This is a genomic window from Burkholderia sp. MSMB1835 (genome assembly GCF_001526365.1).
GTDB lineage: Bacteria > Pseudomonadota > Gammaproteobacteria > Burkholderiales > Burkholderiaceae > Burkholderia.
Genome location: NZ_LOYP01000047.1, coordinates 25,579 through 38,689, shown reverse-complemented (window position 1 = coordinate 38,689; position 13,111 = coordinate 25,579). Strand labels below are relative to the sequence as shown.

17 protein-coding genes are annotated in these 13,111 nt (G+C 69.9%); 6 read left to right on the top strand and 11 right to left on the bottom strand.

Going from position 1 to position 13,111, the window contains the following annotated elements; genetic code table 11:
• Nucleotides 1–16 precede the first annotated feature (16 nt).
• Nucleotides 17–370: a zinc ribbon domain-containing protein YjdM gene (locus WS96_RS20990; protein ID WP_373557906.1), complete on the bottom strand. Its 354-nt coding sequence runs from the start codon at nt 368–370 to the stop codon at nt 17–19.
• Between the two features lie 313 nt (nt 371–683).
• Between WS96_RS20990 and WS96_RS20985 the strand changes: the two genes are divergently transcribed.
• The 3 genes from WS96_RS20985 to WS96_RS20975 all read left to right on the top strand — a co-directional run bounded on the left by WS96_RS20985 (nt 684) and on the right by WS96_RS20975 (nt 2,181).
• On the top strand, nt 684–992 hold the full coding sequence (locus tag WS96_RS20985; RefSeq protein WP_236872844.1) for an HPr family phosphocarrier protein: 309 nt from the start codon (nt 684–686) through the stop codon (nt 990–992).
• 64 nt (nt 993–1,056) lie between these two features.
• Nucleotides 1,057–1,278 carry a hypothetical protein gene (locus WS96_RS20980; RefSeq protein WP_034209183.1) on the top strand — a complete coding sequence of 74 codons (222 nt, stop codon included), beginning with the start codon at nt 1,057–1,059 and terminating at the stop codon, nt 1,276–1,278.
• A 336-nt stretch (nt 1,279–1,614) separates the two neighbouring features.
• Nucleotides 1,615–2,181: a GNAT family N-acetyltransferase gene (locus WS96_RS20975; protein WP_059779923.1), complete on the top strand. Its 567-nt coding sequence runs from the start codon at nt 1,615–1,617 to the stop codon at nt 2,179–2,181.
• Between the two features lie 22 nt (nt 2,182–2,203).
• Here the strand turns inward: WS96_RS20975 and WS96_RS20970 are convergent, their stop codons facing one another.
• On the bottom strand, nt 2,204–2,425 hold the full coding sequence (locus tag WS96_RS20970; protein ID WP_034209185.1) for a hypothetical protein: 222 nt from the start codon (nt 2,423–2,425) through the stop codon (nt 2,204–2,206).
• A gap of 23 nt (nt 2,426–2,448) precedes the next feature.
• A complete protein-coding gene (locus tag WS96_RS20965) occupies nt 2,449–2,781 on the bottom strand; it encodes a hypothetical protein (protein ID WP_034209186.1) in 333 nt (110 codons plus the stop codon).
• 588 nt (nt 2,782–3,369) lie between these two features.
• On the opposite strand from WS96_RS20965, the gene WS96_RS20960 reads away from it, so the two are divergent.
• On the top strand, nt 3,370–4,080 hold the full coding sequence (locus WS96_RS20960) for a response regulator (protein WP_034209187.1): 711 nt from the start codon (nt 3,370–3,372) through the stop codon (nt 4,078–4,080).
• A 67-nt stretch (nt 4,081–4,147) separates the two neighbouring features.
• On the opposite strand, the gene WS96_RS20955 is transcribed toward WS96_RS20960, so the two are convergent.
• From WS96_RS20955 to WS96_RS20945, 3 genes are all read right to left on the bottom strand, one after another.
• Nucleotides 4,148–5,791, bottom strand: a complete 1,644-nt coding sequence (locus WS96_RS20955; protein ID WP_059835067.1) for an efflux transporter outer membrane subunit — start codon at nt 5,789–5,791, stop codon at nt 4,148–4,150.
• A 1-nt stretch (nt 5,792) separates the two neighbouring features.
• Entirely contained in the window at nt 5,793–7,385 is a 1,593-nt protein-coding gene (locus WS96_RS20950; protein ID WP_059835064.1) for a DHA2 family efflux MFS transporter permease subunit, read from the bottom strand.
• Nucleotides 7,386–7,470: 85 nt separating this feature from the next.
• Complete coding sequence (locus WS96_RS20945) at nt 7,471–8,853, bottom strand: HlyD family secretion protein (protein WP_059835063.1); 1,383 nt, start codon at nt 8,851–8,853, stop codon at nt 7,471–7,473.
• Between the two features lie 159 nt (nt 8,854–9,012).
• Here WS96_RS20945 and WS96_RS20940 point away from each other — a divergent pair, with 159 nt between their 5' ends.
• Nucleotides 9,013–9,210: a hypothetical protein gene (locus WS96_RS20940; protein ID WP_059835061.1), complete on the top strand. Its 198-nt coding sequence runs from the start codon at nt 9,013–9,015 to the stop codon at nt 9,208–9,210.
• A 200-nt stretch (nt 9,211–9,410) separates the two neighbouring features.
• Complete coding sequence (locus tag WS96_RS20935) at nt 9,411–9,848, top strand: NUDIX hydrolase (protein ID WP_059835059.1); 438 nt, start codon at nt 9,411–9,413, stop codon at nt 9,846–9,848.
• Between the two features lie 10 nt (nt 9,849–9,858).
• On the opposite strand, the gene WS96_RS20930 is transcribed toward WS96_RS20935, so the two are convergent.
• The 5 genes from WS96_RS20930 to copM form a co-directional block, all read right to left on the bottom strand.
• Complete coding sequence (locus WS96_RS20930; protein WP_059835057.1) at nt 9,859–10,341, bottom strand: hypothetical protein; 483 nt, start codon at nt 10,339–10,341, stop codon at nt 9,859–9,861.
• Nucleotides 10,342–10,452: 111 nt separating this feature from the next.
• Nucleotides 10,453–10,932 (bottom strand): BON domain-containing protein, encoded by a 480-nt coding sequence (locus WS96_RS20925; protein ID WP_059835055.1) that lies wholly within the window; start codon nt 10,930–10,932, stop codon nt 10,453–10,455.
• A 181-nt stretch (nt 10,933–11,113) separates the two neighbouring features.
• Nucleotides 11,114–11,617 (bottom strand): low affinity iron permease family protein, encoded by a 504-nt coding sequence (locus tag WS96_RS20920; RefSeq protein WP_059835053.1) that lies wholly within the window; start codon nt 11,615–11,617, stop codon nt 11,114–11,116.
• 160 nt (nt 11,618–11,777) lie between these two features.
• Nucleotides 11,778–12,518 carry an FRG domain-containing protein gene (locus tag WS96_RS20915; protein WP_059835051.1) on the bottom strand — a complete coding sequence of 247 codons (741 nt, stop codon included), beginning with the start codon at nt 12,516–12,518 and terminating at the stop codon, nt 11,778–11,780.
• A 127-nt stretch (nt 12,519–12,645) separates the two neighbouring features.
• Nucleotides 12,646–13,029 (bottom strand): CopM family metallochaperone, encoded by a 384-nt coding sequence (gene copM, locus WS96_RS20910; protein WP_059835049.1) that lies wholly within the window; start codon nt 13,027–13,029, stop codon nt 12,646–12,648.
• Nucleotides 13,030–13,111: the final 82 nt, after the last annotated feature.

Genomic DNA, 13,111 nt, shown 5'->3' with positions numbered 1-13,111 from the left:
CGCCTGAACCGCGCGCTCAGACCTTCTTCAGGTAGCACGCCTTCAGCATGAAGCCGCCCATGTCGGTCTTGCAGTCGACTTCGTGATCGCCGCCGACGAGCCGGATGCTCTTGACCTTGGTGCCCATTTTCAGCGTGATCGACGAACCCTTCACGCGCAGATCCTTGATCAGCACGACCGAATCGCCGTCCGACAGCACGTTGCCGTTCGCGTCCTTGACAACGTCGCCTGCCGGTTCGTCGCCGGCCTCGGCGCCGGCGTCGGCCGACCATTCATGGCCGCAGTCCGCGCACACGGTCAGCGCGCCGTCGGGGTAGGTGTTTTCCATCGCGCATTGCGGGCAGGCGGGGACGTTCATTGCGGTTTCCATTCGGGGAGGCGTTCGGGTCGAGCGACGATGCCGGGCGAGCAGGTTGCGCGCCCGGAGGTGCGGCGGCGCGCCCGCGGCAGGACCGCGAGCCGGCATCGGCGCACACGGCATTATAATGCAATTCACATGATCAGGCCGATGCATTATAATCGTCCACTTTCGACAATCCGCGAATTTGAATGCACCTTTGCAGCGGATGTCGGCAAGTTCGCGCCGAATGGCGCATGCAATCCGCCCGGCCGGCGCCCCGCGACCCTGCCGGAAATCGTCGATGCCGGCCGCCCGAGGTCCTGCAGCACGTGCGCAACCGTGCATGTCGCGCGCTGCCGCGCCCACCCGCCCGGAGGCTTCCAGCATCGTGCCAACCGTCGTGTACGTTGAAATCGGCCCCGCCTGGAACCGCAATCGGGGGCGCGCCGCGCGCGACGCGGCCGTCGCCGCGGCACGCCGCTTCGAGAGCGACATCCAGTTGATCGCGAACGGGCACGGCAGCAACGCAAAAGACAGCGGCGCGATTGCGGCGCTCCAGGTTCACGGCGGCACGTCGGCCCAGGTGCTCGCCACCGGCCCCGACGAGGAAGCGGCGCTGCACGCGCTGCTGCCGTTGCTCCAGGCAAGCTGACGCCCGGCGCCGCCGATCCCGCGGCCGCGCGCCGTCCACCGAAAGGCCATTTCCAGAGGAAGCGATGAACGACAACCTGACGTCCAACACCCCCAACCTGTCGGCCTCCGCGATCTGGGCGCTCGAACGCCTCGCGGATGTTCGCTACGGCCGCGACGCGCCGGCGCTCGGCTGGTCGATCGAACAGGAACTCGTCGGCGCGGGCTTCGTCAGCCATGCGGCGAACGGACGCTCAGGCGCGTCGATCACCGCGCAGGGTCGCAATTTCCTGAAGAGCCGCAAGTAACCTGCCGTTCGGCACGGGCGCGATGCCGCGTTGTACGCAACGCGCGCGCATCGATGCGCCGCCGTCGGGAAGCGGGCCGACCGCTCGCCGCAGCCGGTATTCGCGACGGGGGATTCGCCATCGGGCGGCGAACGGCCCGCATTCGTCGAGCGCCCCGCGGATGCGCCGGCTCGCGACGTCACCACGCGGGCCGGTCCGTGCGGGCACCGCCGGACCCGGCCATCCGCGCGATGCGCTCGCATGCACCGATGCAGGTGGGGAATTGCGTCCACATCGCCGTTTACGCGGTATCGTACGAGGCCCAAGCGCGGCGCGCTGCGTCGCCGCACCTTCCTCATGGAACGCCCGATGACATTCAGCGCCGTACCCCCCGTCTCGTCCCCGCCCGTTCTCGATACGCCGCGCCTGATTCTCGAAGGCCATCCGCTCGGCGACTTCGACGCGCTCGCCGCGATGTGGGCGGAACCCGGCGTCGTCGCACACATCTTCAACGGCGAGCCTTCCAAGCCGCGCGACTCGTGGATGCGCATGCTCGCGTATCGCGGGCTGTGGCCGCTGCTCGGCTATGGCTACTGGGCGATCCGCGAAAAGGCGTCGGGCCGCTATGTCGGCGATCTCGGCTTCGCGGATTTCCACCGGAACATCGAGCCGCCGATTCGCGGCGTGCCGGAAGCCGGCTGGGCGCTGGCGACGTGGGCGCAAGGCAACGGCTACGCGACCGAGGCGCTCGCTGCCGCGCTCGAATGGCTCGACGCGCAGCAGCGGTTCGAGCGCAGCGTGTGCCTGATCGCGCCGACCAACGTCGCATCGATTCGGGTCGCGGAGAAAGCCGGTTACGGCGAGCCGCAGCGCATCCGCTTCAACGACGCCGATTCGTTGATGTTTTCGCGCAGGCGTCGCTAAGCGCGGCGAGCCGGCGGCCGGGTCAATCGGCGACCGGTTCGTAGCAATGCATGAACAGGCCGTCGTCCATCGGCCAGCAGTTGCCGCATTCGTCGCGCAGGATCCAGTCGCCCGGCTTCACCGAGCGCCAGCCTTCCGGCGTCGCGACCGCCCACCTGCCGTGACGGCGCTCTACCCGTTCATGGTCGCCGTCGGCGAACCAGCGCGTTGCCTCGACCTGCCCGGCGCGTTTTCTGAATTTCATGCCACTACCGAAAGAAACGAATCTCAGTGTCGCGTTGCCGCGGCACCGGTGTCGAGCGACCGCGGCCGCACCCTCAGCGCGCTCGTTGCCGCGCGGGCCGCGTGCAACGCCGTCCAGCCTTCCGCGATGAGCGCCTCCAGCGTGTCGCGCGCGACGGTGGAGATCCGGACGTCGATCTCCTGCAGTTTCAGCAGCGCCGACACGACCTCGTCCGGTTGATCGGGTGCGAGCGCAACGATGAACGCCGAACGCCTCTCGGCAGCCCGGACGGCCTCGCTCCAGTCGGCACGCGCCACCGCTGCTTCGATTGCATGCGTGAGCGACTCGAGACTCAGGACGACTTGCAACGGCGTCATTTCGCCTCCCCGTGAATAATTCGCACTGCCCGCTTGCCCGCTCGCCGGAAGCCGGCGCGGCGTCGATCCCACCCGTGTGCCTCCGGTCCCGCACGCGCGCAGCATGACTCGACGTGTCGTCGAAGCAGGCAGTCGATGCGGCCGGGAAACGGACGCCACCGCAGTATGCGAGGCGAGTGAGTCAGGTTCGGGAATTGTAGGAACGGGACGCGCCCACGTCGGTAATATTTTGTAATGATATGTCGACTAACCTTGCCTGGCTTGGGTTCCGCCGGTGCGGACGCGATTCGCGACGCCGGATTGGCGCAAACGTTTTCGTCTGAAGGATGCCCGCTCGCGCATCGCCGCGCGCGCCGCGCCGGATCTCGCATCCGCCCATTTCAATCTCGCACGCGGCCCGGCGCCGGCCGCCCCGCGCGTTCCCCCCTTCCGGCAGCGATTGGCCCATAGCTCAGTTCACCGAACGATTCAGATTTCGTCACATACCGCCGGAATGTTGCGCAGTATCATCCACGTCGCTTCGGCTACGACGCGCTCGGACTGGGCCTGACCGCTCGCCACCTTCCCGTTTTGCCCCTTCGTTTACCGATGCCGATCCGAATCCTGCTCGTCGAAGACGACGTCCCGCTGTCCGCGCTGATCGCCGACTATCTGCGCCAGCATCATTACCAGGTGGACACGCTGTACGACGGCGCCGGCGCGGTGCCGGCGATCGTCGCGAGCCGCCCCGACCTGGTGCTGCTCGACGTCAACCTGCCGGGCAAGGACGGCTTCGAGATCTGCCGCGAGGCACGCGTGCATTACGACGGCATCGTGATCATGGTGACGGGCCGCGACGAACCGTTCGACGAATTGCTCGGCCTGGAGCTCGGTGCGGACGATTTTCTCCGCAAGCCGGTCGAGCCGCGCCTGCTGCTCGCGCGGATCAAGGCGCAGTTGCGGCGCACGCGCGTGCCGGCGGGCGACCCCGTGCCGGATTCGCCGCAGCGATACGTGTTCGGCAAGTTCTCGATCGACCGGGCCGATCGCCGAGTCCATCTTCCCGACGGCAGCATGCCGCGTTTGACGTCGACCGAATTCGACCTGCTGTGGGCCCTCGTGTGCCGCGCGGGCGAGGTGGTCAGCCGGGAAGACCTGACGCTGCTGCTGCGCGGCATCGCGTTCGACGGCCTCGATCGTTCGATCGACGGCCGCATCTCGAAGCTGCGCCGCAAGCTGCGCGACGATGCGAACGAACCGAAACGGATCAAGACCATCCGCTCCAAGGGCTATCAGTTCAGCAAGCACGCGTGGGATTGAGGCCGTGCGTGGACCGACGGACGGCATCGTGCAAACGCGGCCCGCGATGTCCGGCGCGCGCTCGCGGCTATTGCGGGCGAGCCGCGCCGGCATCCGCATTCGTGCCCGGGCCGGCCTGCCATCCGCCGCCGAGCGCCTTGTACAGCGCGACGAGATCGGTCGTCGTCTGCAGCGCACCCTGCTCGGCCTGCTGTCGGCCCTCCGACCATTGCCGCTCGGCGTCCAGCACGTCGAGAAACGGCGACAACCCCTTCCGGTAGCGATCGCGCGCGAGGTCCAGCGCGCCCTGTTCGGCCTTCACCGCATCGTCGAGCGCGGCCGCGCGCGCCTGGTCGGTGCGGTACACGGCCAGCGCATTGTCGACGTCGCGCAGCGCGACGAGCACCGCCTGCCGGTAGGTCAGCGCCGCCTCGGCCTGGCGCGCCTGCGACAGCCGCAGGTTCGACACGAGCGCGCCGCCGGAAAAGATCGGCAACGACACGGCCGGCCCGAACGCATAGAACAGATGCGACCAGTGCGCGAGCTCGCGCACGTGCGACGCGCGCAGGCCGACCTGCCCCGTCAGCGAAATGTCCGGATAGAACTGCGCGACCGCGACGCCGACGTCGGCGGTGGCCGCATGCAGCTCGGCCTCCGCGCGGCGGATGTCGGGGCGCCGGCGCGCGAGCGTCGACGGCAGGCCGACGGGTACGGTCGGCGGCACGTCCGGCAACGCGTGCGGCGCGGCAAGCCAGTCGTCGAGCGCGCCCGGCGCGCCGCCGACCAGATACGCGAGGCCGTTGCGCAGCAGCACGATCTGCTGGTCGAACTGCGGCAGTTGCGCGCGGATCTGCGCGAGCCGCGCGTCGGCGCTGCGCACGTCGAGATCGCTCGCGAGACCATGCGCGGCCTGCTCGCGCGTCAGGTCGAGCAATTCGCGCTGCGCGCGTTGCAGGTCGTCGGCCAGCGCGCGCTGCGCTTGCGCGCCGCGCAGTTGCAGATAGGTCTGCGCGACCTCGGCCTCGAGCGACAGCAGCGCGTCGTCGCGGCTCGCGACCGCCGCGCTCGTCTGCGCGCCGGCCGCTTCGACCGAGCGGCGCACGCGCCCGAACAGGTCCAGCTCCCACGATGCGTCGAACCCGGCCTGCCACAGGTTGACCGGCGCTTCGAGGGCATCGAGCGCGCCGCGCGCGCCTTGCTGCACGCTCGCGCCGGTTCCCGGCCCGAACCGGTCGAGCGGCGAGCCCGGCGCACCGAGGCGATCGACGCGCTGGTCGATGCCCTGTTCCTCGACGATGCCTTTCAGGCCGAGCTGTTCGCGCTGGTAGCTCGCGGTCGCACGCACGTCCGGCAAACCCTGCGCGGCGGCGGCGCGCACCTGCGCGCGCGCCTGTGCGATGCGCAGCACGGCGGCCTGCACGTCGAGGTTGTCGTGCGCGGCGCGCTCGACGAGCCGGTCGAGCAGCGGATCGCCGAACGCGCGCCACCAGCGCGGATCGGGGTCGGCGTCGATCGTCGGCGAAGACCGTGCGGCCGCGCCGGATGCGGGGGCCGCCACCCGGCCGTCCGCCTGCATCGCATGCCAGGTGTCCGGGACGTCCGCGTGCGGCGGCTGGTAGTCGGGCCCGACGGTGCAGCTGGCGACACCGGCGCATCCGATGAATATCGCCGCCGCGCGACACGCGATAGCGCGAATCAGGCGGCGGTTGCGGTGATCCCGATGCATGTGCATGTCAATGCCCTCCCGCGCCGCCCGCGGCCTTCGCCGGCGTGAACAGGAACGTCAGCGGAATGCTGAACGCGCAGAACACCGCGAGGATCGCGAACACGTCGATATACGCGAGGATCGTCGCCTGCGCGATGAACGTCTCGTACAGCCGCCCGTTCGCCGTCTGCAGCGCGGCCGACGGCGGCGCGCCCGTCAGCGCGGCGATCGCGCGCGCGTTCTCCTGCAGCGCGTCCTGGAAGTTCTGCGACAGCGTCGACATGTGCGTGGACAGATGGGCCATGCGCGCCTGCGTGCGTTCGCGGATCAACGCGGTCGACACCGAGATGCCGATCGAGCCCGCGACGTTGCGGAACATCGTGAACAGCGCGGACGCGTCGTCGTTGAGCCGCTGCGGCACGGTCAGGTACGCGAGCGTCGTGATCGGCACGAACATGAAGCCGATCGCGAGCGACTGCGCACACCGGATCATCATGAGGTGCGTGTAGTCGATGTCGGGCACCAGCGTGCGCGAATAGATCAGCGACGCGCACAGCAGCACGAAACCGAACCCGACGAGATAGCGCGTCTGCACGTGCGGCATCAGCCGGCTCACGAGCGGAATCTCGAGCGTGATCAGCAGCGCGCCGGGCGACAGCACGAGCCCCGCGAGCGTCGCCGTGTAGCCGAGACGCTGCTGCGCGAGCTGCGGCACGATCACCGCGCTGCCGTACAGGACGGCCGCGAACGTCGCGATCGTCACGCAGCCGAGCGCGAAATTGCGGTCGCGCAGGCACGACAGGTCGACCACCGGTTTCTTCGTGCGCAGCAGCCACAGCGTCGCGCCGATCAACCCGAGTGCGGACAGCACCGCAAACACGCGGATGAAGTTCGAGCCGAACCAGTCCTCGTCCTCGCCGCGATCGAGCATCACCTGCAGGCAACCGAGCCCGATCGCGATCAGCCCGATGCCGATGTAGTCGATGGAGATCCCGCGGTCGGCGCCGCGCCGCCACGGCGGATCCTCGACGAGCTGCATCACCGCGAGCACGGTCAGCGCGCCGATCGGCACGTTGAGCAGGAACACCCAGCGCCACGAGAAATGGTCGGTGATCCAGCCGCCGAGCGTCGGCCCGAGCACCGGCGCGACGACGATCGCGATCGCCGAGATCGAGAACGCGCGGTTGCGCTGCTCGGGCGGAAACGTATCGAGGATGATCGACTGCTGGTTCGGCTGCAGGCCGCCGCCGAACAACCCCTGCAGCACGCGGAACACGATCAGTTCGCCGAGGTTGGTCGCGACGCCGCACAGGAACGAGCACACGGTAAACGCGGCGATGCACAGCAGGAAGTAGCGCTTGCGGCCGAGCATGCGCCCGAGGAAGCCCGAGATCGGCAGCACGATGCCGTTCGCGACGAGATACGACGTGAGCGTCCAGGTCGCCTCGTCGTAGCTCGCCGACATCGTGCCGGCGATGTGCGGCAGCGCGACGTTGACGATCGTCGTGTCGAGGATTTCCATGAACGCGGCGAGCGTGACGACGATCGCGATGAGCCACGGGTTCGCGGCGGGACGCCACGTGCCGTCGGATGCACCGCTGCGATCGGGCGGCCGGTTCATCGGCGGGCCTCGTCAGGCGGGAACGGCATGCGGGTATCGGGCATCGGATCGCTCCGGTCGGAACCGGCCGCGGTACGGCGGCCGGTCATTTCAGATGGACGGTCGGCACGACCGACAGGCCGAGACCGAGCGGCGGCCGGGTCGGCAGCGGACCGTCGAGCACGATCTTCACCGGCACGCGCTGCACGATCTTCACGAAGTTGCCGGTCGCGTTCTCGGTCGGAAACGCGGAGAAGCGCGACCCGCTGCCGAGCTGGATGCTGTCGACGTGGCCACGCAGGTCGAGATCGGGGTACGCGTCGACCGACACGTCGACGCGGTCGCCGATGCGCATCCGCTCGAGCTGCGACTCCTTGAAATTCGCGGTGATCCACACGCGCGGCGTGACGATCGAGAAGATCGACGTGCCCGGTTGCAGGAACGAGCCCAGTTGCACGTTGCGTCGCGTGACCCAGCCGTCGGACGGCGCGCGCATTTCGCAGTACGACAGGTTCAGGTTGGCCGTCTCGAGCTGCGCGCGCGCCTGCAGCACCTGCTGGCGGCGTTCCTCGACGGCCGTCTCGGCCTGCCGGATCTGCTGCGGCACGAGGCTCGCGGTACGCGCCTGCGCCTGGGCCATCGCGACGTTCGCGTCGGCGGTCGCGCGCTGCGCGTCGGCGGCGTCGATCGCCTGCTGCGACGTCGCGCGCGCATCGACCGCGCGCTGCCGCGTCTGCGCAGCGAGCGCCTGCCGGTACGCGGCTTCCGCGGATTCGATCTGTGCGCGCGCCTGCCGGTACTGGGCCGGATACTGCACGCGCGCGATATCGAGCTGCACGCCCGCCGCGTCGAGCTGCGCCTGCGCGAGACCGAGCTGCGCCTGCGCTGCGTCGACCTGCGCACGGTAGTCGCGCGGATCGATCTCGACGAGCACGTCGCCGCGCCGCACGAACGTGTTGTCGTCGACCGCCAGCCGCGTCACGTAGCCGGACACGTGCGGCGCGACCGCGATCGCGTTGCCGTCGGTGTACGCATCGTCGGTGCTGACCTGGTTGCGCGTCGCGAACCACCAGACGAACCCGGCGACGAGCAGCACGAACACCACCGCGCCGAGGATGATCAGCGGCTTTTTGCCGGGGCGCTTGCGTTCGCCGTCGCCGTTGCCGCCTTCTCCGTCGCCGCCGGTGCGGCCGCCGCGATCGTCGTGCGGACGGTGGTCGCCGCCACCGCCGCCCGGTGCGTCGGTCGGGCGCTCGCTGCTGCCGTCCGGCGCGGCGCCCGAACCGCCGCCGCCGGGCTGGCTGTCGCCCGCACGCATGACGGCGGTGGGCCAGCGGGCGGGCAGCGACGTCGACGGCACGGCATCGGGCAACGCCGGCGCGAACGCGTCCGGCGCACCGGCGCCGCGCCGTCCGGGCGTCGACGCGCGCCGGAGCGCGACGCCGAATCGCTCGCGAACGGATAACGGGCACAGGATCGCATCGGGCATGAAACGGGGCTCCAGGCGGCGGCCGCGAGCGTCATTGCCCGCGCCGACCTCAAGCGCGCGGTCAAGCAAACAGCGGACCCGGCGACGTGCTTCGCCCGAACCCGGCACGCCCGATGCGCGACGGGTACGCTTCGACGGCCCCGACAGGATTCGCGAACCATGACACGCTCGACCTCGCTCGATACCGACACGCGCGACGAAGATCGCGGCGACAGCACGCCTGGCCCCGAAGGCAAGCGCCACGGCACGGCCACGCCGCCGCCGCGCAGCGCACGCGACCCGGCCGAAGGCAAGCCGGCCGAACCGGAAGGCGGAACGCCGCCTCGCACGCCAGCGGGCGAACACGGCGATTCGTGAGCGCTGCGCGTCGCATCGAAGCGCCGCCGGAGCGGCCGCGACAGGCAGCGGCAGAAATGACAAGCCGTTGAAAAATCGCGGACGGGCGGTCCGGCAGGTTTCCCCGCAACGCTCATGCGACGGCCGGCGCGGCGGCGACGCAGGAACGCACGTTGCGGCACCGGCCCATGGATCTTTCATTCGCCCGTCGCCTGCCCTTCATGACGCTACCCGACCCGTCCGATTTCCCTCTGCGCGCGGTGCCGCTCGCGCCGCTGGCGAAGGAACGCGCAACGATCGTCTGCCATCGCAACCAGCGCGTGCTGCTGGTCGCGCGCGGACCGTCGTCGCGCTGGACGCTGCCGGGCGGCGTGATTCGCCGGGGCGAATCGGCGCTCGACGCCGCGCATCGCGAACTTCGGGAGGAAACGGGGCTCGCCGATCTCGAACTCGCGTATTTCTTCTATGTGGACGGGAGCGTGAAACGCCATCACGTATTCGTCGCGAACCTGCCGCGCGGCGCGTACGCGTGCCCGGGCCGGGAAATCGCGCTGTGCCGCTGGGTCCGAATCGACGCGGTACCGCACTGGCCGGCGAGCGCGCCGACGCAGCGCATCATTCGCCAGTTCGCGGACCTGGGCGCCGCGTGCGGTCGGTAACCAGCCCCGGTCACGCGTCTTTCGTCGTCTCGCCGAGCCCGGCGACCGGCGGCTGCGGATCGCGCGCGAGCCCCTGCGCGAAGACCTTCAACCCTTCCAGCAGCGGCGTCAACGCATCCCACAGCGCCTCGTCGTGCAGCAGCCGGTAGATGCCGCGCACGCCGGGCGCGACATGCTCGTGCTGCGCCGGCTGCCACGCGCCGACGTGATGCAGCGCGTCGGCCGCCGCGAACGCCGCGCGGCCGAACTGTTCCGGCGGAATGCGCGACAGCGCCGTCACGAGCATCGCGAGATTCTGCATGCCGCTCTGCATGCCGGGCTTGTCGAGCACGTCGACGAACGTGTCGGCCAGCCGCGCGTTCGCAGTGACCACTTCGTTCGCGAAGCGCAGGAAGCCGTGTCGATGCAGGCTGCCGAGCAGGTGTTCGAGCGCGTCGTGCGCGCCGGGCTCCGGATGCGGAGGCGTCGTGTCGGGGGGCTGGCGTTCGGTCATGGGCTTGCTCCGGTTGGGGCGCCAGGCCGCCGTCGTGCCGGCAGCCGTGCGTGCGCCGAATGCTTGTCGTATTCGTTCGCCGGCCCGCCGGTGCGGGCAGCCGCGGCCGCGTCAGTGCGCATGACCGCCGGGCGGCGCCTTGTATTCGCTGCGCGCGCCCATCGCGTCCTCGACGTGATGCACGCCATGCAGTGCGGCGACGCCGTCGATCAATGCCTGCCGTTCGGACTCCTCGACCTGCCCGGTCAGGCACACGTTGCCGCGCTCGACGCTCACGTCGATGTCGCGCGGGCGACCGACGAGCCGGCCGAGCGCGGCACGCACGCGTTCGGCGACCTGCACGTCGCTCGCATCGCCCGCGAGCCAGTCCGCCCGCAGGCCGGCGATCGCGCCGCGTGCGTGGTCGGCCGCCCGCTTCGCCTGCGTATTCGCATAATCGGCCACGCCATGCCGGCCCGCAACCGCCTTGTCGCGCAGATAAGCGCGTCGCCGCCGGCCGGACGAAGGATCGAGGAAGTACATCGCGGCCGCCCCGCACGCAACGGCCACCGCAAGATTCAACAACGGATTCGAAGGGGTTCTGGAGTTCATGGAGGCACCGTAGGCAATACCCGGGACAGCCGGGCTTCGTTTCGGCATGCAGCACGTGCCGTTCCCCGGTGCGAGCGTCGCGTGCAAGCCGTCGCGTCGCGATGCGGCGCCGGAAACGACAAGCATTTGAAAAATCATCGGGACGCGCATCGCTCGACCTGAGGATCGGAGAATCGGAAGCTCACGGCTCGGGCGTGCCGGCCGTTTCCGCGCGCTTGCCGCCCGGCTCGTCCTCGCAGCGCTCGGCCGCGCGCTGCGCCATGTCGACGTAGGTCTGCGCGAGCGCGCGCAACTCCTCCTCCGACGCATCCTCGATCCCGATCAGCCGGTCGCTCGCCGCGCGCGTGACCGCGAGCAACTCGTCGAGCTTGAGGTGCAACGCCACGCTGTCGCGGTTCTGGTTGCGCTGCAGCAGGAACACCATCAGGAACGTGATGATCGTCGTGCCGGTATTGATGACGAGCTGCCACGCGTCGGAGTAGTGAAACACCGGCCCGCTCACGAGCCACAGCACGGTGATGGCGACCGCGCTGCCGAACGCCACCGGCGAGCCGGCCCACGTGGTCACGCTCGACGCAAAACGTTCGAACGCGCGGGTGACGGCGTGCCCGGCCGGTCGAGTACCGGCGTCGGGCTCGCACGCCGTATCGCGACGGTCGCGCGGTGGTTCGTTGGGTTCGCGCATAAAAGCCTCCTCCGATTCGATGGTTTGTTTGAATGGGCATGAAGCGCGTCGCGCCCGCCGCGAAGCGGACGCAAGCGTGGGCCGCCGGGTCGGCCCCGGCTGCGCGCCGTCGAGACGAGCATCGCGCGTGCCCGGCCCGCACGCCCATGCGGCCGCGGCTTCACCGCGGCGCGTGCGTGTCCTCGTCGTCCGGGAAATAGCGCGAGTCGGTCAGTTGGGCGATGCCGTCGAGATCCGGAAAGATCGTCGCGACGCTCACGCCGACGCCCGCAAGCTCCTGCCGGATCGTCGCGAACCGGGCGCCCGGCACGACGATGCGCACGAGACGGCCGGCGAGGTCCGCGTGCGCGTCGAGCGGCACGAAACGCTCGGCGCCGGCGTCGTAACTATGAATCGTGAACCAGCCGTCCTGCGCGGTGATCCTCGGCATCACGTGGCGCGGCCGGAACACCTTGGTGCGCGTGACCTGCAGCGGCGCGCGCCGTTCGGCGGCGGTCGCGATGTCGTCGGCGTCGTGCGACAGGCACCACACCACGCCGTCTCCGCCCGATTCGCCCGCGCGCCGGACCGCGAACCACAGCGCGGCCAGTGCGTTGCCGGACCAGTCGAGCAGGCGCGTGCGCATCCCGTGCTGCTGCGCGAGCGCGAGCCAGTCGCACGCATCGAGGTTCTGCCCGGGTTCGAGATGCGGCAGCGCGCGCCGCGTGAATTCATCGAGCATCCGCGCTTCGACGTCGGGCGACGCGCGCTGCCGCGCGATGCCCGGCACGAGCGGCCAGTCGGCGTTGCACTGGCCGCGAAAGAGTCGCAGCGCCATCGTGCGACGCTGTGCGCCGATCACGGCCATGTAGTCGGCCACGCTGTCGATCGAGCGGCCTGCCGCCTCGTGCTCACCGTCCATGCGTCGCGCCTCCTGTCGCTTTTGCCCGTATTCGTGGCCGTCGCGGCGGCTCGTGTCCGACAGCGTCGCTTGCCGGATGCGGCGCGACCGGTACGGCCGGCTGCGTATCGCCGTATCGCATCTCGGCTCACGGCGTCTTGCCGTGCTCCTTCTGCCAGCGCTCCATCAATGCGATCTCGTCGCGCTGCGCGGCGACGATCCGGCTCGCGAGCTGCCGCAGCGTCGGGTCCTTGCCGTATTTGAGCTCGACCTGCGCCATGTCGATCGCCCCCTGGTGATGCGGCGCCATGTGCGCGACGAAATCGCGGTCGGCGTCGCCCGTGTACGGTGCGCTCTCCATCGCTTCCATCATTTTTCGGTCGGCGCGCTTGAACGCCTGCGTCGACGTGTCGGGCACGCTGACGGGATTGGCGGGGCGCAACTGCCCGGCCGCCGGCAGCGCCGACGCACACGCCGCCAGCAGTGCGCAGGCGGCGCAACGGCGCGGGAACGAACGGTTGAATGCTGGCATGAGACGATTCCTCGACAAGAAAGTGAATGGTTCGCTTGCGGCATCCTCGCGCGCAAGCACACGCCGTATCGGTCGCCGCCGG

Excerpts from the sequence above, each read along its gene's own strand:
- WS96_RS20980 (WP_034209183.1), top strand. The coding sequence starts at position 1,057 with ATGAACGACAACCTGACGTCCAACACCCCCAACCTGTCGGCCTCCGCG.
- WS96_RS20920 (WP_059835053.1), bottom strand. The coding sequence starts at position 11,617 with ATGCGCGAACCCAACGAACCACCGCGCGACCGTCGCGATACGGCGTGC.
- WS96_RS20970 (WP_034209185.1), bottom strand. The coding sequence starts at position 2,425 with ATGAAATTCAGAAAACGCGCCGGGCAGGTCGAGGCAACGCGCTGGTTC.
- WS96_RS20975 (WP_059779923.1), top strand. The coding sequence starts at position 1,615 with ATGGAACGCCCGATGACATTCAGCGCCGTACCCCCCGTCTCGTCCCCG.
- WS96_RS20935 (WP_059835059.1), top strand. The coding sequence starts at position 9,411 with ATGACGCTACCCGACCCGTCCGATTTCCCTCTGCGCGCGGTGCCGCTC.
- WS96_RS20960 (WP_034209187.1), top strand. The coding sequence starts at position 3,370 with ATGCCGATCCGAATCCTGCTCGTCGAAGACGACGTCCCGCTGTCCGCG.
- WS96_RS20955 (WP_059835067.1), bottom strand. The coding sequence starts at position 5,791 with ATGCACATGCATCGGGATCACCGCAACCGCCGCCTGATTCGCGCTATC.
- WS96_RS20940 (WP_059835061.1), top strand. The coding sequence starts at position 9,013 with ATGACACGCTCGACCTCGCTCGATACCGACACGCGCGACGAAGATCGC.
- WS96_RS20915 (WP_059835051.1), bottom strand. The coding sequence starts at position 12,518 with ATGGACGGTGAGCACGAGGCGGCAGGCCGCTCGATCGACAGCGTGGCC.
- WS96_RS20930 (WP_059835057.1), bottom strand. The coding sequence starts at position 10,341 with ATGACCGAACGCCAGCCCCCCGACACGACGCCTCCGCATCCGGAGCCC.
- WS96_RS20925 (WP_059835055.1), bottom strand. The coding sequence starts at position 10,932 with ATGAACTCCAGAACCCCTTCGAATCCGTTGTTGAATCTTGCGGTGGCC.
- WS96_RS20945 (WP_059835063.1), bottom strand. The coding sequence starts at position 8,853 with ATGCCCGATGCGATCCTGTGCCCGTTATCCGTTCGCGAGCGATTCGGC.
- copM (WP_059835049.1), bottom strand. The coding sequence starts at position 13,029 with ATGCCAGCATTCAACCGTTCGTTCCCGCGCCGTTGCGCCGCCTGCGCA.
- WS96_RS20990 (WP_373557906.1), bottom strand. The coding sequence starts at position 370 with ATGGAAACCGCAATGAACGTCCCCGCCTGCCCGCAATGCGCGATGGAA.
- WS96_RS20965 (WP_034209186.1), bottom strand. The coding sequence starts at position 2,781 with ATGACGCCGTTGCAAGTCGTCCTGAGTCTCGAGTCGCTCACGCATGCA.
- WS96_RS20950 (WP_059835064.1), bottom strand. The coding sequence starts at position 7,385 with ATGAACCGGCCGCCCGATCGCAGCGGTGCATCCGACGGCACGTGGCGT.
- WS96_RS20985 (WP_236872844.1), top strand. The coding sequence starts at position 684 with ATGTCGCGCGCTGCCGCGCCCACCCGCCCGGAGGCTTCCAGCATCGTG.